Annotated in this window: 14 protein-coding genes; 6 read left to right on the top strand and 8 right to left on the bottom strand. The window is 64.0% G+C overall.

The annotated features are described in order from the left end of the window. Positions 1 to 77 precede the first annotated feature (77 nt). Positions 78 to 2,462 (bottom strand): TonB-dependent receptor, encoded by a 2,385-nt coding sequence (locus tag CQ13_RS04255; protein WP_057841866.1) that lies wholly within the window; start codon positions 2,460 to 2,462, stop codon positions 78 to 80. Positions 2,463 to 2,568: 106 nt separating this feature from the next. Then, entirely contained in the window at positions 2,569 to 2,988 is a 420-nt protein-coding gene (locus CQ13_RS04250) for a DUF2946 family protein (protein WP_057841759.1), read from the bottom strand. Positions 2,989 to 3,303: 315 nt separating this feature from the next. Here CQ13_RS04250 and zigA point away from each other — a divergent pair, with 315 nt between their 5' ends. Then, positions 3,304 to 4,512 carry a zinc metallochaperone GTPase ZigA gene (gene zigA / locus CQ13_RS04245; protein WP_057841758.1) on the top strand — a complete coding sequence of 403 codons (1,209 nt, stop codon included), beginning with the start codon at positions 3,304 to 3,306 and terminating at the stop codon, positions 4,510 to 4,512. A 26-nt stretch (positions 4,513 to 4,538) separates the two neighbouring features. Here zigA and CQ13_RS04240 read toward each other — a convergent pair whose 3' ends face one another. Genes CQ13_RS04240 through CQ13_RS04225 form a run of 4 tightly spaced genes read right to left on the bottom strand, consistent with a single transcriptional unit; the run spans position 4,539 to position 11,361 of the window. Further along, complete coding sequence (locus tag CQ13_RS04240) at positions 4,539 to 6,602, bottom strand: hypothetical protein (RefSeq protein WP_057841757.1); 2,064 nt, start codon at positions 6,600 to 6,602, stop codon at positions 4,539 to 4,541. A gap of 3 nt (positions 6,603 to 6,605) precedes the next feature. Beyond that, positions 6,606 to 9,416, bottom strand: coding sequence for a DUF4159 domain-containing protein (locus CQ13_RS04235; protein ID WP_057841756.1), 2,811 nt, complete (start codon positions 9,414 to 9,416; stop codon positions 6,606 to 6,608). Continuing rightward, a complete protein-coding gene (locus tag CQ13_RS04230; protein ID WP_057841755.1) occupies positions 9,416 to 10,360 on the bottom strand; it encodes a DUF58 domain-containing protein in 945 nt (314 codons plus the stop codon). Before CQ13_RS04230 ends, CQ13_RS04235 begins: the two co-directional genes overlap by 1 nt. Next, on the bottom strand, positions 10,360 to 11,361 hold the full coding sequence (locus tag CQ13_RS04225; protein WP_057841754.1) for an AAA family ATPase: 1,002 nt from the start codon (positions 11,359 to 11,361) through the stop codon (positions 10,360 to 10,362). The genes CQ13_RS04230 and CQ13_RS04225 overlap by 1 nt, the downstream gene beginning before the upstream one ends. 260 nt (positions 11,362 to 11,621) lie before the next feature. Between CQ13_RS04225 and CQ13_RS04220 the strand changes: the two genes are divergently transcribed. From CQ13_RS04220 to CQ13_RS04200, 5 genes are read left to right on the top strand one after another with little or no spacing between them, the layout of a single operon-like run. Continuing rightward, complete coding sequence (locus CQ13_RS04220) at positions 11,622 to 12,263, top strand: DUF1285 domain-containing protein (protein WP_057841753.1); 642 nt, start codon at positions 11,622 to 11,624, stop codon at positions 12,261 to 12,263. An 8-nt stretch (positions 12,264 to 12,271) separates the two neighbouring features. Further along, positions 12,272 to 12,934 carry a CoA pyrophosphatase gene (locus tag CQ13_RS04215; RefSeq protein ID WP_430649651.1) on the top strand — a complete coding sequence of 221 codons (663 nt, stop codon included), beginning with the start codon at positions 12,272 to 12,274 and terminating at the stop codon, positions 12,932 to 12,934. Continuing rightward, a complete protein-coding gene (locus CQ13_RS04210) occupies positions 12,931 to 13,194 on the top strand; it encodes a DUF6111 family protein (protein WP_057841751.1) in 264 nt (87 codons plus the stop codon). Before CQ13_RS04215 ends, CQ13_RS04210 begins: the two co-directional genes overlap by 4 nt. After that, entirely contained in the window at positions 13,191 to 14,450 is a 1,260-nt protein-coding gene (locus CQ13_RS04205) for a CCA tRNA nucleotidyltransferase (protein ID WP_057841750.1), read from the top strand. Before CQ13_RS04210 ends, CQ13_RS04205 begins: the two co-directional genes overlap by 4 nt. Continuing rightward, positions 14,447 to 15,208 carry a sulfite exporter TauE/SafE family protein gene (locus CQ13_RS04200; protein WP_057841749.1) on the top strand — a complete coding sequence of 254 codons (762 nt, stop codon included), beginning with the start codon at positions 14,447 to 14,449 and terminating at the stop codon, positions 15,206 to 15,208. The genes CQ13_RS04205 and CQ13_RS04200 overlap by 4 nt, the downstream gene beginning before the upstream one ends. Here the strand turns inward: CQ13_RS04200 and CQ13_RS04195 are convergent. Continuing rightward, the gene (locus CQ13_RS04195; protein ID WP_156433487.1) at positions 15,186 to 16,313 is read right to left on the bottom strand and encodes a hypothetical protein; all 1,128 of its coding nucleotides are present in this window, start codon (positions 16,311 to 16,313) and stop codon (positions 15,186 to 15,188) included. The genes CQ13_RS04200 and CQ13_RS04195 overlap by 23 nt on opposite strands. A 131-nt stretch (positions 16,314 to 16,444) precedes the next feature. Then, a complete protein-coding gene (locus tag CQ13_RS04190) occupies positions 16,445 to 17,176 on the bottom strand; it encodes an HAD family hydrolase (protein ID WP_057841747.1) in 732 nt (243 codons plus the stop codon). Positions 17,177 to 17,310 lie beyond the last annotated feature (134 nt).

Genomic DNA, 17,310 nt, shown 5'->3' with positions numbered 1-17,310 from the left:
GCGCCTGCTGTCCCCCGTCATCCCACCTGGACGTTAGCTGGTACCACCAGCTAACGCCACCCGTCTGCTCATGCGGCTTAAAACTTCAGATTGGCAAACGCCCGCACGCCAATGCCCGGCAGCAAGACCTCGTCCTTGTTGAAGGACGCCGAATTGCGGATGTTCTCGTTCAAGAGGTTGTTGCCGACGAGCCCAACCAGCATTTCCCGCGCGCCGAACCAGGTTGGATCGAGCTTCGTCCTGTAGCTGACCTCCGCCTTCAACAGATTATAACCCGCGGTCGGCGTCTCTCCGACCGAGGCGATATCGTTCTGGGCGAAGGCGTGCAGCAGGTTGATCCGTGTGAGCCAATTGGCATCGCGCCAGAACAGGCCGCCGCCCACGCGCACGGGTGGGATGCGCGGGACATTGGTGCCATCGTCAAAGGTCGCGCGCACGACATCGAACTGGTTCTCGATGCCCCAGATGCCGCCGTTGAGCGGCCCGACATCCAACTGGCTCTGGAACTCGCCGCCGCGGAAGGTGGCGTCGCGTTGCGAATAGATCGCCTGGTTCAGCTCAAGCGGAAAAGCCGGATCGGCGGGGGCGACGCAAGCGACATCCTCGCAGGTGTTGCCGGTCAGGCGGCGGTAAATGAAGCCATTGAACTTGGTGTAGTAAGCCGTCGCCTCGAACCTGAAGGGGCCGGTCGCCCGTCGTAGTCCGATCTCGATCGATTTGGCGGTCTCCATGCTCAAATTGGGATTGCCGATATCGAAGGTGACAGTTGCTTCGTGCGGTCCGCGCGAAAACAATTCCGCCGGTTTGGGCGCGCGCTCGACGTATTGAGCGGTGATGCTTGCGACGAGTTGACCTGGAAGATCCTGGATCAAGCCGATGCTCGCGCTCTTCGGCGTGAAGCTGAGATTGCGGGCTGCCGGCGGACCGATATCGCCGGGATTGGCATTGAGGTCGAACAACTCCGGAATGAATGTCGGCATCGTTCCGTTGAGGTTAACATGCTCGATCCGGCCGGCGACCTGCGCCTTCGTGGTCTCGGTGAATCTGAGTTCGTTGAAGACGTAGCCGGCGACCCTGTTATTCTTGTTGGGATCAAACAACCCGTTGAGCGGGCTTGTCGGATCGTCCGGGCTCGACGCCGTCAGTTCCTGATGCCCGGCCTGCAGGCCGAAGGCGGTCGTGACGGCGGCAAAGCGCGCGTTGAACGGCGTCATCTGCACCTCCACGCGCCCTTCCTGCTCCTTGTTGGTAAAGGTCTGCCGCACGCCAAGGGACGAGAAGTCGGCGGGATCGGCGAGCGCGATCTCGTTGTGCTTGTAATCGGTGGCGCCTGCCCAGAACCTGATGGCGTCGATCGCCGCCGCATCCGGCCGGTATTCGCCCTTGGCCGTGAATTTGGTTTGGCGCGCGTCGATCCGGGACTGGTGATCGGAGGGCTCAATTCCGGGAATGCGGTACAGCGTGTCGTTCTGCGTGATCGCCGCGCCGATAAATCCGCCATCGAAGATGTAGGAGCCGCCAATCGATGCACCAGCCGCCTGCATCGCCGAATTCGGCTGCCGGCCGTTGACCGGGCGGGTCTGGTCGAACAAATACGGATAGCTCGGAATGTTGTAATCGCTGGCCTTGCGGCCATAGGCATCGGCATGGAACGCGAAATTACCACCGCCGGCATCAATCAGGATGCCGCCATCGACACCGCGGTCGACGGAACTGACAGCCGTTCGGGTTTCGACCGTGACGCAGGCAGGTGATCCCACGTTTGCGAGCGGCGCTTTCGCCGGCAGTCCGTAGGTCTGGAACGGAGTGGCCGCGCATGAAGGTAGGGCGTCCGGAATGCGATTGTTGGTTGCGCTGACGACGCCGCCGATCGATGTCGATCCGTAGCGCATCGCCGCCGGACCACGGATGACTTCGACCTGGTTTGTCGCCAATGGATCGACCGGCACGAAATGATCTTCGCCGAGATCGGACGCGCCGCCAGCGTTGGTGCCGTTCTCGAGGATGCCGACGCGATTGACGTCAAGGCCCCGGATGATCGGCCGGCTCGCGGCACCAGGCGCGAAGGTGGAGCCGGTAATGCCGGGCTTCGAGAACAGGAGATCGCCAAGCTGGGCGGTGCCTTGGCGGCGGATCTCCTCGTTGGGCACGACGGTAACGGTTGCGAATTGATCGGTCACGATCGGCAGCACGCCCTGTTGGGGCGCGGCCGCGACGGGCGCGGCTTGCGGCTCCGGCGCGCGTTCGCGGCTCTGGCCGGGCGCGGCGCGGACGCCGCGCGCCGGCGTTCGTACGGGCACGGGTTGGCGTCGCACGATCGGGCTCGGCGCCGTCACGGTGATTTCGGGCAGTTGCGTCGATGCCGGTGGCGTGGCCTGCGCCAGCGCGCCGTCTGTCATTGCGCATAGCAATAGCCAACTTGCTCCACCGAAATAGAGCGCACGTTTCTTCTTGAATGTCATCGTCCCGATCCTGATTCCGTCGATGTGCGACGGACGATTCCGATTTCCCCTCAGGAACCGCGCCTGACGCGGCAATCCCTTGGGGAGTGCATTGATTCAATCGGCGTCAGGAGGCGGGCGGTGCGCGAGACTGGAACGCGAAATAGGACGAACCGAGATGCGCAAATTCAGCGCCGGTGACCAGATACAGAAGTTCGACAGCTCCCGGCAACTCCAGTACGGGCGGCGTGACGAACAGGAAATTGTTGGCCAATGAGAGGACGGCGCAGACCGCGCAGACATTGGCCGTGTGCTGGTCGTCATCGTGGCCCGCAGGCTGCTGCGGCCGCGCGGCTTCGGGGTGCGCATCTTGTGCGGCGAGGGGCGTGGCGATCGCAAGATTGGCGTCGGTCAGCCCGCTTTGAACGGCCGGTGCGGCCTGCGCGGCCGCCGCGTGAAAATGCCCGCACGACAGCGCAAACTGGATCGCGAACGCAAACAGCGCCAGCCGCGAGCCGTGCTTGAGGTGTTTTCGGAACCAGTTCACGACGATTGACGCCTTGTCCCCCGGGCGGCTCAGGCATCTCGCCGTCCCAATGTTACATTATAACGTCGCGAAGACCGTGGAGTGTCAATCGACACCGGGCTACCGTTTTTCCGGAGCCCCGACAATTCTGCCAAGTGTGAGATTCGGGCAACATCGGCGTTTTTGTCCCGCGCGCCCCGCCTGTTTTGCCAATTGACAATCCCTCGGCCTTGAATTGTTATGTTATAACATAACATAGTTTGCCACCAACGGGGTCCCCGCATGCGTCTTTCTCCCCGGTTGGGACCCGTGAGCTCAAGAGGCTTTTCGATCTCCATGCGAAAACTCCCCGTCACCGTTTTGTCCGGCTTCCTCGGGGCTGGAAAAACAACTTTGATGAATCACGTGCTCAATAATCGCCAGGGCCTGAAGGTTGCGGTGATTGTGAACGACATGAGCGAAGTCAACATCGACGCAGACCTCGTCCGCGATGGCGGTGCGAACCTCTCGCGGACTGACGAAAAGTTGGTCGAGATGACCAACGGCTGCATCTGCTGCACGCTGCGCGACGATTTGTTGAACGAAGTGCGGGCGCTCGCCGAGAGCGAACGGTTCGACTATCTGCTGATCGAATCCACCGGCATCTCGGAACCGCTGCCGGTCGCGGCAACCTTCGATTTCCGGTCCGAAGACGGAGAAAGCCTGTCCGATGTGGCAAGCCTCGACACGATGGTCACGGTCGTCGATGCCGTCAATCTGCTGAAGAACTATTCCTCTACCGTTTTTCTGGCAGATCGCGGCGAGTCGCTCGGTGAAAGCGACAAGCGCACACTGGTGGATCTGCTGGTTGAGCAGATCGAATTTGCCGATGTGATCGTACTCAACAAGATCGATGCGGCGTCGCAGGGAGAACGCGACTCCGCCCGAATGATTATCCGCTCTCTGAATCCCGAGGCCGATATCATCGAGACCAATTTCTCCAATGCGCCGCTGGAGCGCATTCTCAATACCGGCCGCTTCGATTTCGAGCGCGCGCAGCAACATCCGCTGTGGTTCAAGGAGCTTTATGGCTTTGCAGACCATACGCCCGAGACCGAAGAATATGGCGTCAAGAACTTCGTCTATCGCGCGCGACGGCCGTTCGAGCCTGCGAAATTTCACCAATTCCTGAAAGAAAGCTGGCCGGGCGTCATCCGCGCCAAGGGACATTTCTGGATAGCAACTCGCCCGCAGTGGCTCGGCGAGTTGAGCCAGGCCGGTGCGATCGTCCGAACCGAAGGGCTGGGCTTCTGGTGGGCGAATGTACCGGCAGATCGCTGGCCGGACGATCCGTTCTGGCGACAATCGCTCAAGAAGAACTGGAGCGACGTATATGGTGATCGCCGCCAGGAGATCGTCTTCATCGGCACGAATATGGATCAGGACGCGATCACGGCGCGCCTCGATGCGTGTCTTGTTTCGGGGAAACCCGGAATGCGCGTTGCGGAATGGTCCGGGCTTGCCGATCCATTTCCGAGGTGGCGACGCGCGGACGAGGCTGCGTAGGGCGCATCGGCGAGGCGGGCGTGCCGTCAGCGCCCCTCGCGCACCCAGGTCGCGGCGAACGCGCCGAGCAGCAGCAACAGCCCGACCAGTCCCGCGAACATCGGCAGCACGCCGACGCCTTTTACGACGCTGGCGTCGCGCATCTTGACGCCCATCCAGCCATCGCCGTGGAAGATGCCGGAGGCGCGCACCGGCACGACGCGCGGCAGATCGACGCTTCCGCCATCGGCGACGCGGCGGGCGTCGCCACCAGTGGCCTGCGCCAATGGCTTCACCATTTCGGTCGTCGAGGTGACTTCCGAAAATTCCTTCGGGTTGGTCGGCCCGACATTGATCAGCGCCTTCAGCGCGCCGTCGGTTGCCTGCCACAGCCCGAGCTCGTTGGCGGGAATGGTCGAGCGCCAGGTGCCGGGCTCGCTTGCCGTCAGCGTCAGCTCCTTGGTGGCGCCGCTCGGCGAGGTCACCGTCACCGGCGGCACATTATCGGCCATGGTCTGGCGCAGCACCACGAGGTCCTTGCCCTGGACCTGCAGGCGCAGCGCCTCTTCGTCCAGATCAGGCTGCTTCATTAGCCAGTGCGACATCCGCCGCAGGAGATCCAGATGCGGGCCGCCGCCCTCATAGCCACGCGCCCACAGCCAGATATGGTCAGTCAATAGCAGCGCGACGCGGCCTTCGCCAAAGCGCGACAGCAGCAGCAGCGGCTTGCCGTCGGCGCCGGTCATCACGGGGGAACCGATCGCGTTGCGCGTATCGACGGCACGGAAGAAGCGGCTCCAGCGCGGTGGCTCGCTGGCGGAGCCTTCGAGGCCGCGCGTCACCGGATGGCGCTTACCGGCGTCGCTTAAGTGTGCATAGAACGGTTTCTCGGTGACGCCGACCGGTTCGGCCGGCAGGACCGTATCGAGCGGCGTGCGCCAGATGCTGGTGGTGGAGGCGTAATCGGGACCGGCCGATACCAGCACCGCGCCGCCGGCGCGGACATAGCGCGCCATGTTGTCGAAATAGGCAATCGGCAGCACCCCCTGGCGGGCGTAGCGGTCGAAGATGATCAGGTGGAAATCGTTGATCCTCTGCTGGAACAGTTCGCGGGTCGGAAACGCGATCAGCGACAATTCGTTGATCGGCGTGCCGTCCTGCTTCTCTGGCGGGCGCAGGATCGTGAAATGCACGAGGTCGATGCTGGCGTCCGATTTCAGCAGATTGCGCCAGGTGCGCTCGCCGGAATGCGGCTCGCCCGACACCAGCAGCACGCGCAGCCTGTCGCGGACGCCGTCGATCGCGACCACGGCGCGGTTGTTGACCGGAGTCAGTTCGTTCTCGAGGGGCGAAGCCTCGATCTCGATGATGTTCGGCCCGGCATGCTTGATGTCGACCTCGACATTGGCGGTCTGGCCGCTCGAGAGATTGCGCTCATTGATCACCTCACCGTCGCGGCGCACCACGATCTTGGCGCGTTGGCCGGTAACGCCCTGATCGTCGAGCCGGTATGTAATGGTCTGCGGCTGTCCGACGATGCCGAAACGCGGCGCGGCCGAAATTGCGATGCGGCGGTCGCGCTCGTCCTTGCGGCCGGTGATGAGTGCATGCACCGGCGCCTGGAAGCCGACGGCGGCGGTGTTCGCGGGAATGTCGTGCACGCGGCCATCGGTGATCAGGAACGCGCCGGCGACGCGGTCGACGGGAACGTCCGACAGCGCCGAGGACAGCGCGCTGAACAGCTTTGTGCCGTCGGTTTCGCCGTCGGCCTGTCCGGCCTCGACGACGCGGACTTCCAGTCCCTTGATCTTCTTCAGCGTATCGACCAGCGCCTCCTGCGCCTTGGCGGTCTCCTGGTTGCGGGTGCCGAAATTCTGGCTCGGGCTCTTGTCGATCACGACGGCAGCGACCGATGATAACGGCTCGCGCTCCTCGCGGGTGAAGGAGGGGTTGGCGAGCGCCAGCAGGATCAGCGCCAGAGCTGCGACGCGCACCGCGGCACCGCGCGCGCGGCCGAGCAGCAATAGCGCAGAAATCGCGACGATCGCGGCCAGCGCGATCCAGAGCACGATTGCCGGAACGAGGGGAGTGAACGCGATACCGTACTGCATGGTCTATTGCCCCAACCGTTCGATCAGGGCCGGCGCGTGGACCTGGTCGGCCTTGTAGTTGCCGGTCAGGGTGTACATCACGATGTTGACGCCGGAGCGGAAGGCGAATTCGCGCTGGCGCGGCTCGTTCGGCGTCAGCGGCAGCATCGGCTGGCCGTCCGGGCGATGCGCCCAGGCGCCGGCGAGATCGTTCGAGGTGATGATGATGGGTGAGACGCCGTCGCCGCCGCGCGCCGGGCGCGAGGCCGTATCGTCTTCATCCTCGCGCGGCAGGGTCTCGACCCATGTCTGGCCCGAGGTGAAGCGGCCGGGAAAATCGCGCAGCAGATAAAACGTCTTGGTCAACACATGCTCGCGCGGCACCGGCTCCAGTTCAGGCACGTCTAGGGAGGAGAGAATTTCGCGCAAGGTGCGCATGCCCGACGTCTGCGACGCGCCGTTCTCGCCCGGCGGCGCCTCGACGGCGTCGCGGGTATCGAACAGCACGGTGCCGCCCTGTTTCATATAGGCGTCGATGCGGTTGATGACATCCTGCGGCGGCTTCGGCGCGCCCGGCACCACCGGCCAGTAGATCAGCGGGAAAAACCCCAGTTCGTCCTTTGCGGGATCGATGCCGACGGGATCGCCGGCCTCCAACGCCGTGCGCTGTGCCAGGAACAGCGTCAGTCCGGCCATGCCCGCCTTGACGATGGAATCGACGTCGGCATTTCCGGTGACGACATAGGCAAGGCGCGTCTGCGACACCGACTTGATGGCGAATTCATCGTTGCCCTGGGCGCGCGTCGGCGACGGTGCGGTCGAGGCCGCGACCAGGATCAAGGCCAATAGAACGGTGGCCGCCGCCGTGCGCCGCCGCCACAGAGCGGCAAGGCCCGCGCCCAGCATCGCGACCACGACCGCGTCGATCAGAAACAGCACCAGCGACGACGACAGCAGGATGCCGCGCAAATCTCGCGGTTCGGCATTGGTGTAGCTGGCGCGCTGCGCCCGCAACGAGGATGTATCGAGCGGTCCGATGCGATCGGCCGCGGCCAGGGTGTTGACTGCGATCGGCCCATCGGCCGGGCCGTAGAAGCCCGGTGGATGTTCTGCCGTGGCGCGGTCGCGATAATCCGCGGGCATCGGCTTGGCGTTCGAGGGCGGTGGCCCGAAGGCGCCGAAACCATCGAGGGTGCGCAGTGGCGCCACCGTCTCGGCGTTGGTCGCCTCGCTCGCAACGCCTGCACCGGGCTTCGTGGTGTAGCCGGACATGTCGACCAGCCGCCGCAGCATTTCGACGAAGCTGCCGGACATCGGCAAGTCAGACCAGCGCGAGTCGGCGCCGACATGGAACAGGCTGACAATACCCCTGCCGCGATGCTCGCCGGTAACCAGCGGCGTGCCGTCTTCTAGCGACGCCCAGGTCTTGGTGGCGAGCACCGCATCCGGCTCGGCCAGCACCTGCCGGTTCACGGTGACATCCTTGGGCACTGCGAGGCCCGCGAACGGAGCGTCGGCGGCAAAGGACGCCAGATGCTGCGGCTTTTCCCAGGTCAGGCTGCCGCCGAGGACGCGGCCGCCGCGACGCAGTTTCACCGGCACCAGATCGTCATCGGCCTGCGCCAGGCGGGGACCTGCGAAACGCACCAGCACGCCGCCCTGATCGATCCATGCGTTCAGCCGCTCGCGGATTTCCGGCGACAGCGTGCCGACATCGGCGAGCACGATCATCGGCAGCCGCTGATCGAGGAATTGCGCGATCACCTGTTGCGGCGCGCCGCGATCGCCGAGGCGCACGTCGGCGAAAGGCGACAGGGCGCGGGTAAGATAGAAGGTCGATGCCAATAGCGGCTGGGCGGTATCGCTGGTCGCGCCGGTGACGACGCCGACGGCGCGGCGCCGCCATCGCTTGTCGAGCAATTGCACCGCACCGGCCGATCGTTCACCCGAGATTTCCAGCCGCGAAATGTCATTGCGCAGTTCGACCGGCAGATCGAATGCCGCTTCGCTTTCGCGGTCCTGCATGCCGAAAGCGTAGCGCGCTTCGCCGATCGGCGAGCCCTTGGCGTCGATCGCGCGGACCACGCCGGCTGCGACGCCGCCGGTGGTGCGCAGCACCTTGACCGTCATCTTCGCCGCGGCGTTTTCGGCGGCGACCAACGCTTGCGCTGGCGCCGCGCCGCCCTCGAACACTGTCAGCTTGCGGTCGCCGATGGTCTTGGCGAGATTCTCGACGAATTCGGCGCCGCGCCCGGTATCGACGCCATCGGACAGCCACGCGATTTCGGCATCGCCGGTGGCCTTCAGGAAGCGGTCGAGCGCGCCTAGCGTGTCGACGCGGTCGATCGAATGGGGCTTTGGTGCAATCTGGCGCAGCGCGACGCGTGCGGTACCGGCTGGCATCAGCGTGATGTCGCGTGCGGGCTCGGAGAGTGGAACCAGCGCTACGCCGCGGCGGTCATTGTCGGCGTTGGCGATCAATTCGTCCGCGGCCTTGATCCGGGTGTCCCAGCTTGCAGCCGCGCTCCAGCCGTCGTCGAGTAGAATCACCAGCGGCGCATTGCTGCCGCCGACCCCGGTCTGCGGATTCCAGATCGGGCCTGCGGCAGCAAGGATGACCAGCGCCGCGGCGGCGAGGCGCAGCGCCGTCAGCCACCACGGCGTCCGCGACGGGGTTTCTTCCCTGGGCCTGATGTCGAACAACAGCCGCGTCGGCGGAAACTCGATCCGTCTCGGCCGCGGCGGCATCACGCGCAACAGCCACCACAGCACCGGCAGGCTCAACAGGCCCAGCAGAAGCAGCGGCTGCGCAAAGCTTAAGGGGATGCCCGCCATCATGCGCTGCGCCCCGCCTTGACCGTTGAGCCGCGGAGGCTTCCCTTGGCCGCCATCATGCCGGAATGCAGGAACAGCAGCAGTTCGGCGGCGGACCGGCTGGTGGTGTGGGTCGAGAACAGCCAGTCGAGCTTGTCGGTTTCGCTGCGGATCTCATCGCGATGCAGCGCGACACGCGCGACATAGTCGCTGGCCCAGCTCTCGGCGCGGCCGGCGGTGATGACGCCAAAACCTTCCGGCTCGACGAACTCGACCCGGCCGGCATAAGGAAAGGTCTCCTCGGCAGGATCGACGACCTGAATCAGCGTGCCATGGGCGCCGGAGGCCGAAAGCCCTGCGAGCATCGTCCTGATTTCGTTCATCGGCGACCAGAAGTCGGACAGCACGACAATTTCGGCCAGCGCCGACGGCACGAAGGAGGGCGGCAGGCTGGCGCGCACCGCATCGTCATGCAGCATCGCCTGCGCCATCTTGTCGATCACGTTGCGGCTTGCGGTCGGGGTCATCAGGCCGGGAATGCCGACGCGCTCTCCGCCCGAAACCAGGAGTTCGGCGAGCGCAAAGGTCACGATCAGGCCACGCTCCAGCTTGGAGTCGCGGGCACCCTTGGAAGCAAATGCCATCGACGGCGAACGGTCGGGCCACAGCCAGATCGTATGCGCGGCCTCCCATTCTTGCTCGCGAACATAGAGATGATCGTCGCGCGCCGAACGCCGCCAGTCGACGTTCTGCGACGGCTCGCCAGAGACGAAGCGGCGATATTGCCAAAAGCTCTCGCCGGCGCCGGCGCGGCGCCTGCCGTGTAGGCCATGGATGACGTTGGCAGCGATGCGGCGGGCGTCGAGCACGAGACGGGGGAGCGATGCGGCGAGCGTTCGGCTTTCGCCATCGGCACGTCGGATCGCAACAATCTCCCTGTTCTCGTGGCTGGTCTCTGCGGCCATCAACCAATCCGCGTCTTCAATTGTCTGATTACGTCGGGAATGGTGCGGCCTTCCGCGCGCGCCGAGAAGGTCAGCGCCATGCGGTGCTTGAGAATGGGTTCGGCGAGATCGAGCACGTCATCGATCGAGGGCGCAAGGCGGCCGTCGAGCAAGGCGCGGGCACGGACCGCCAGCATCAGCGACTGGCTGGCGCGCGGGCCCGGCCCCCAGGCGATCAGCTTGTCGCCGCCGTCTTCGGTGTTGGGGCGTGCGGCGCGCACCAGCGACAGGATCGCCTCAACGACGCTGTCGCCGACCGGCAGGCGCCGTACCAGCCGCTGCGCCGCGATCAGGGTTTCCGCGTCCATCGAGGCCTTGGCAAGCGTCTCTTCCGCGCCCGTGGTCTCGAACAGGATACGGCGTTCGGCGTCGCGATCGGGATAATCGACGTCGATTTCCATCAGGAAGCGGTCGAGCTGCGCCTCGGGCAGCGGGTAGGTGCCTTCCTGCTCCAGCGGGTTTTGGGTGGCGAGCACGTGGAACGGCTTGGGGAGATCATGCCGCGCGCCTGCAACCGTGATGTGCTGTTCCTGCATGGCTTGCAGCAGCGCCGATTGCGTCCGCGGGCTGGCGCGGTTGATTTCGTCGGCCATCAGGAGCTGCGCAAACACCGGTCCGGAGATGAAACGGAACGACCGCTTGCCGGAATTGCTCTCGTCCAGCACCTCGGCGCCCAGAATGTCCGAGGGCATCAGGTCAGGGGTAAACTGGATGCGCTTGGCATCTAGCCCGAGCGTGATGCCCAAGGTTTCGACAAGCTTGGTCTTGGCGAGGCCGGGAACGCCGATCAAGAGCGCGTGGCCGCCGGACAGGATCGTCACCAGGGTGTTTTCGATCACCCGCACCTGGCCGAAAATGACGGTGGAGATCGCTTCCTTCGCGGCGCGGATCTGGCCGGCGACCTGCTCGGCCGACCGGACGATCGCGTCCTCGAGTTTCTCAACACCGTCTGCGCTCGCCATGTCTTTCTCCTTCAACAACCTAACCGCTTCATGACGCCGTTGGTTGCGTCGTCATGCCACGAACCTCATGCTAGACCTGTGCAAAGGCCATGCATTCGTTGAATTAAACTATCCCCACATTATCGGTATTTCGGGGTATGAACGGCATCACGATATGGCGACTTGATCCGCAATAGTCCGGACACAAATCGTCGGGAACACATATCTCGGTATATGTGCACCAATCGTGCCAATCGAGGCGCCGAGACTCAGGGCAAACAATGGCGAAGCAAGGGCAAACCAGCGGCCAGCGTCAGGAAGGCAAGGGCCACGACAGCAAAGGTCTTGAAGGTCTGACGGTTGCTGCCACCGAAGCCGTCAATCGCGCCCCGGCCGGGAAGGGACTGCCTCCGGTTCATCTGTGGAATCCACCGTTCTGCGGCGATCTCGACATGCGAATCGCCGGCGATGGGACGTGGTTCTACATGGGGACGCCAATCGGGCGGCCGGCGCTGGTACGGCTGTTTTCGACCATTCTCAAGCGCGAGGACGGCAAGCACTTTCTCGTTACCCCGGTCGAGAAGGTCGGCATCCGCGTCGATGATGCGCCGTTCCTGGCAGTGGAGATGCAAAACGAGGCCGGCGATCGCGGTCGGCTATTGCTCTTCCGCACCAACGTTGACGACTGGGTGCCATGCGATTCCACCCATCGCCTGCGCTTCGAGATGGCCGCCGACGGCGGGCTGACGCCCTATTTGCACGTCCGCGCCGATCTGTGGGCGAAGGTGACGCGCGCGCTCTATTACGATCTGGTTGACATGGGGGAGGAGCGGATGGTCGATGGTCAGCCGATGTTCGGCATAGAGTCCGGCGGCGAGTTCTTTGCCATGGCGGACGCGAAGCAGGTGAGGGATGCGGTTTGAACGAGCCGATGCTGACGAAGATGGAGGCGGCTCCGATCAGCTCGACGGAATTCTTCGCGCGAAGCAAGACCCGGCTGAATTTCGACGTGCCGCGCGGCCTGGTCGATCCCAATATCATTCCGAAGACGGGCGATGCGGGCAATGATCGCATGCTCGAGATCGTGGCGCGCGAGCAGCCGGTGCGCCCGGCGGCGGTGCTGATCCCGGTGGTCGATCACCGCGAGCCGACAGTGTTGCTGACGCAGCGCTCGCCGCATCTTTCCAGCCACGCCGGCCAGATTTCGTTTCCAGGCGGCAAGATCGACGCAATCGACGCTTCCCCGCTCGATGCCGCCTTGCGCGAGGCAGAGGAGGAAGTCGGCCTCAAGCGCGAGTTCATCGAGCCGATCGGCTATCTCGATCTTTATGGAACCGCCTTCGGGTTTCGCATCCTGCCGACGGTGGCGCGTGTGAAGCCCGGCTTTGAGCTGACGATCAACGAAGGCGAGGTGGTCGACGCCTTCGAGGTGCCGCTGGCGTTCCTGATGAATCCCGAGAACCATCAGATCCATTCCAAGGAATTCCGCGGCATGGAGCGCTCCTATTACGCCATGCCGTTCGCCGAGCGTTACATATGGGGTGCGACCGCGGGAATCCTGCGCGTGCTATATGAGCGGATTTATCTCGCATGATCCGTCCGATTCTGACCGAAATCGCAATCTTCCTGATCCCGTTCGTGGCCTACGCGTTGTTTCTGATTGCCACCCGTTCCGGCGTCTTCGTGTCCTCCTCCTGGCCGGCACATCTTGTCGCCAAACTGGCGCTGGGATCGCTGCTGCTGGTCGCGATCAGCTTCGTGCTGCTGGCGCAGTTCTCCGGCGCGCCGCCGAATTCGACCTATGTTCCGGCGCATATGGAAGACGGCAAGCTGGTTCACGGGGGGGAGAAATGAGCGAGGCACGCGTGCTGTCGGACGCGCCCTGGCTCAGATCCGGTCCGGCCGCGCGCGTGCTCGCGTTGCTCAATGGCGATGGCGAGGAAGCCCGCGTGATCGGCGGCGCCGTGCGCAATGCGCTTCTGCAAATTCCTCTCGGGGACATCGATATCGCGACGACGGCGTTGCCCGACGAGGTCGTCCGCCGGGCCAAGGCGGCCGGCATCAAATGCGTGCCGACCGGAATCGACCACGGCACGGTCACGCTGGTCGTCGAATCCCACCCATTCGAGGTCACGACCTTGCGTGAGGACACCGAGACCTTTGGCCGCAAGGCCAGGGTTGCGTTCGGGCGGGACTGGGTTCGCGATGCGGAACGGCGCGATTTCACCATCAACGGGCTCTCGGTCGATGCCGAGGGCGTCGTGCATGACCATGTCGGCGGGCTTGCCGATATCCAGGCCAAACGCGTGCGTTTCATCGGCGACGCCGGCCAGCGCATCGCTGAGGATTATTTGCGCATCCTGCGCTTCTTTCGCATGCATGCCGCCTACGGGGCCGGCGAGCCCGACCGTGCCGGATATCTCGCCTGCATCGACGGGCGTGCCGGGCTTTCGAGCCTTTCCGCCGAGCGCGTGCGCATGGAGATGTTGAAGCTGTTGATCGCGGAAGGCGCCGCGGTCGCGGTGCAGGCGATGGCGGATGCTGGCCTGCTGCTGCTGATCTTCGGCGGCGTCGCCTACACCGGAACATTCGCGGCGATGATCGCGGCCGAACGGGCGCTGGCGCTGCCGCCGAGCGCCGTGCGCCGGCTCGCCGCGCTTACGGTCGCCGTCACCGAGGACGCCAGGCGCGTCTCAGCACGGCTTCGGGTTTCCAACGCGGAAGCCAAAGCGCTGGATTCGATGGGCCATCGCTGGTGGCGGCTCGCGAGCAAGGACGACGCGCGGGCGCGACAGCTTCTCTATCGGCTCGGCGAGGATCCGTATCGAGACCGGCTGATGCTGGCGTGGGCGCGGGCAGGCGGCCTCGACAATGGCGCCGCGCGCTGGCATGAGCTCGCAACGTTGCCGCAGCGCTGGAGCGCGCCGAAATTTCCGCTGAAGGCAGCCGATTTCATCTCCCGCGGCATTGCCGAAGGTCCTGGTCTCGGTCACGTGCTGGCGCTTGCGGAAGACGCCTGGTTGGCCGCGGATTTTCCGCTTGAACCATCCGCCCTTGCCGCGATCGCCGACCAGGCTGCCGCCCGCTTCACCCGCGACCACCGGCTGTGAATATTCTAGCCGGGTTTGCCGATATTTCGCTCGGTCAACTCGTGCTGGTTGGAGCCATGGCGCTATTGGCCTCCGTGGTCGGCGGGCTTGCCGGCTATGGTACCGGCGCCTTGATGCCGCTGGTGCTGGTGCCGCTGGTCGGCGCCGAGCCCGTGGTGCCGATCATCGCGATCTCAGCAATCTTCACCAATATCAGCCGCTTCGTTGCGTATTTTCGCCACGCCGACTGGCGTCGCGCGCTGATCGTGATCGGCGCCGCCATGCTGACGGCGGCGCTCGGCGCCTATGGCTACACGCGGCTGACCAGCGCCGGCGCGGCGTTCGTGATCGGCGGCATGCTGATCCTAAGCGTGCCGCTACTCCGGCTGGCCAAGCGCCGCGATATCAAGATCAGCGATGCCGGCCTTGGCGTGAGCGCGGTGGGTCATGGCGTGGTGGTCGGCGGCACATCGGGTTCGGGCGTGATCCTGTTGTCGTTGCTGATGGCGTCCGGCCTCGAGGGAGCTGCCGTGATCGCTACCGACGCGCTGATCTCGGTCGTGACCGGTCTCATCAAGATTTCGGTGTTCGGCCTTGCCGGCGTCGTCACTGCACAGGTGCTTGCCTTCGCGCTCCTGATCGGCGCCATCGCAATTCCCGGCGCGTTCCTCGCCAAGGCCTTCGTTGAGCGCATGCCGGTGCAGATCCATACTGCGATCCTCGACGCCGCGGTGATTGTCGGCGGCCTCGTCATGATCACCGCGGCACTGCGGCACTGACCTGTTTGGAAGCTGCATTCGACGGCGTTTTTGACGGCGTGCTGTCCGGCGTTCTCAAGCCTTCATACGGTGTTGTTTGAACCGGCGTGCACGAGTCGTTCCATCGGCTGATAATGGGAGTTGCAAACGGAAGATGGCAGGCGAAGCTTACAGGCCGGTACTTTACCCGGACGGCCTCGATGTGGAACAACGCCAGGCCCATGAAGGCCTCGAGCCGCGCAGCCTGAACGTCGATCTCTTTCCGAAGCTGATCGCGCTCGGCTCGAAATGCTACAGCGGCCGCCGGGCTAGGCTCGCCATGCAAAGCCCAGGAGCGCACCTTCGCCAATCGTTGATGCAGGACCTGTAGACAATAGTGCATCGTGACGACTTGGTGCTTCGCGCTGTACCAGTGGACCCTGACTGAGGATCCTGAACCAGTGCTAATTCGGCGCTTTGGGCAAACATTGATGGAAAAATCGTGGATGCCGAAATGCCGACTTCCGTCAACTTCGCAAGCGTCCGGCGGCTGTTCACGAATAACCGGTGCGACCTTCGGCAAATTGTCGTTGCAATCGAAATCGTAGGCCGCAAGTAGCGTTCGAGATAGGGGATCGCTGTTGGGATAGTGTGAAGTAATCTGATCACGCTTGAAATCGGTTGCCCAGTCGATATCGATTTCGGCACTGCGCGCCATCACGTCGCCGTTCTCAAGCAGCGTGACCCAGGCCTTTTCATAGGTTGTCGAAATTGATTTTGCGTGCTTGGCAGCCATAACTTGTTCATCTGGGCTGACATTTTCATCGAGCGCGTTCGAAATGTTGATGAACAGTGCCTGCTGAAGCATCTGTACTTGGGAAAATTTCTTTGAAATCTCGGTGAATGCCGCCGTCGCCGCTTTCACGTCGTTTTCTGCGCGGGCGCTGATCTTCTCCTGGTAGGCATTAAGATACTGATAGTAGCCAACCAGCAGGCCGCCAAGCATCGTGAGAATCGGGAGACCTATGACGTAGGACACGGCGCTGTTCGCTTTGCGGAGAGCGCGCCTGATGCGAGCGCCCCAGCCGAGGCACTGTGCGATCTCCTCTTGATCACGTGCAGCCTTGACCACTCGATCTGCAGGCATCGAAAACTCCCAGCCTGGACCAACGATGATACAGTCCGGGATTGCCGGCCGCTGCGCTATGAAATGGTTCACAGTGCGCGGGAAATGCGCGGGCTGGATAGCCTTCCTTTGGCGAAGGCGCTGCGGACGCGCTATCCGCAGGCGGAAGGCAGCAGTTCCGTCAGCGAGCGGATGATGCGGTCGGGCTTTACGGCGGAATCCGGCGGCAGGCCGTCGCCATGCACGTCGATCCAGATGGCATAGATGCCAAGCCGTTGCGGCGCTATCACCTCCCATTCGAGATTGTCGCCGATCATCCAGGTTTCGGGCGCGGTGACGCCGAGCGCCTGCATCGCGTGCAGATAGGCGCGCTCGTCCGGTTTGCCGAAACCGTGCTCGCCCTCGATCTGGATGTGGTCGAAACGGTGAGACAGCGCGAAGCGTTCGACCTTGGCGCGCTGGGCGCCGGCGGCGCCGTTCGTCACCAGCGCCAGCTTCACGCCGCGTGCCTTCAATTCGTCGATGGCGTCATGCGCGCCGGGGAAGACGAACATTTCCTCTTCGCGGTAGGCGGTAAAGCGGTCTGCCAACCGTATCGCGAGGTCTTCAGGCAGGACGTGGCCGCCCTCGGCAAGCGCGGCAAATCCGTTCCTGACGGTGATGCGCCGCGCTTCATCGAGCCTCAGCCGCCATTCGGCTTCGGCAACAGCCCAGAATTTGCGCGCGGAGTCCAGAACGGCGGCGGCAACCTGCTGCGAGGTCAGGGGCCCGAACTCGGCCGCGAACTCGGACGTGACATTGTGCCAGGCGATCTCCGGACGTCCATAGGCCGACAGGATGGTGTCGTCCATATCGATCAGCATCGCACGGGGCAGGTGGGTCATTGTTTCGCGGCCATCTCACTTCAAGCGTCATCGGCCGCGGGAAGCAGCGGCGGACTTTCCGCGAATATCAGATCACCCGCACCGGGTCCAATCCCGGGAAACCACGCCGCCGGACCATGGTAGCCCGGCGGCGT

It is taken from the genome of Bradyrhizobium retamae, from assembly GCF_001440415.1.
Lineage (GTDB): Bacteria > Pseudomonadota > Alphaproteobacteria > Rhizobiales > Xanthobacteraceae > Bradyrhizobium > Bradyrhizobium retamae.
The sequence above is the reverse complement of the archived record's forward strand: the minus strand, read 5'-3'. Positions and strand labels throughout refer to the sequence as shown.

Bases quoted from the DNA above. Each gene is read 5' to 3' on its own strand.
- CQ13_RS04230 (WP_057841755.1), bottom strand. From the start codon at position 10,360: ATGGCCGCAGAGACCAGCCACGAGAACAGGGAGATTGTTGCGATCCGA.
- zigA (WP_057841758.1), top strand. From the start codon at position 3,304: ATGCGAAAACTCCCCGTCACCGTTTTGTCCGGCTTCCTCGGGGCTGGA.
- CQ13_RS04240 (WP_057841757.1), bottom strand. From the start codon at position 6,602: ATGCAGTACGGTATCGCGTTCACTCCCCTCGTTCCGGCAATCGTGCTC.
- CQ13_RS04220 (WP_057841753.1), top strand. From the start codon at position 11,622: ATGGCGAAGCAAGGGCAAACCAGCGGCCAGCGTCAGGAAGGCAAGGGC.
- CQ13_RS04210 (WP_057841751.1), top strand. From the start codon at position 12,931: ATGATCCGTCCGATTCTGACCGAAATCGCAATCTTCCTGATCCCGTTC.
- CQ13_RS04215 (WP_430649651.1), top strand. From the start codon at position 12,272: ATGCTGACGAAGATGGAGGCGGCTCCGATCAGCTCGACGGAATTCTTC.
- CQ13_RS04205 (WP_057841750.1), top strand. From the start codon at position 13,191: ATGAGCGAGGCACGCGTGCTGTCGGACGCGCCCTGGCTCAGATCCGGT.
- CQ13_RS04195 (WP_156433487.1), bottom strand. From the start codon at position 16,313: ATGCCTGCAGATCGAGTGGTCAAGGCTGCACGTGATCAAGAGGAGATC.
- CQ13_RS04190 (WP_057841747.1), bottom strand. From the start codon at position 17,176: ATGACCCACCTGCCCCGTGCGATGCTGATCGATATGGACGACACCATC.
- CQ13_RS04255 (WP_057841866.1), bottom strand. From the start codon at position 2,462: ATGACATTCAAGAAGAAACGTGCGCTCTATTTCGGTGGAGCAAGTTGG.
- CQ13_RS04235 (WP_057841756.1), bottom strand. From the start codon at position 9,416: ATGGCGGGCATCCCCTTAAGCTTTGCGCAGCCGCTGCTTCTGCTGGGC.
- CQ13_RS04225 (WP_057841754.1), bottom strand. From the start codon at position 11,361: ATGGCGAGCGCAGACGGTGTTGAGAAACTCGAGGACGCGATCGTCCGG.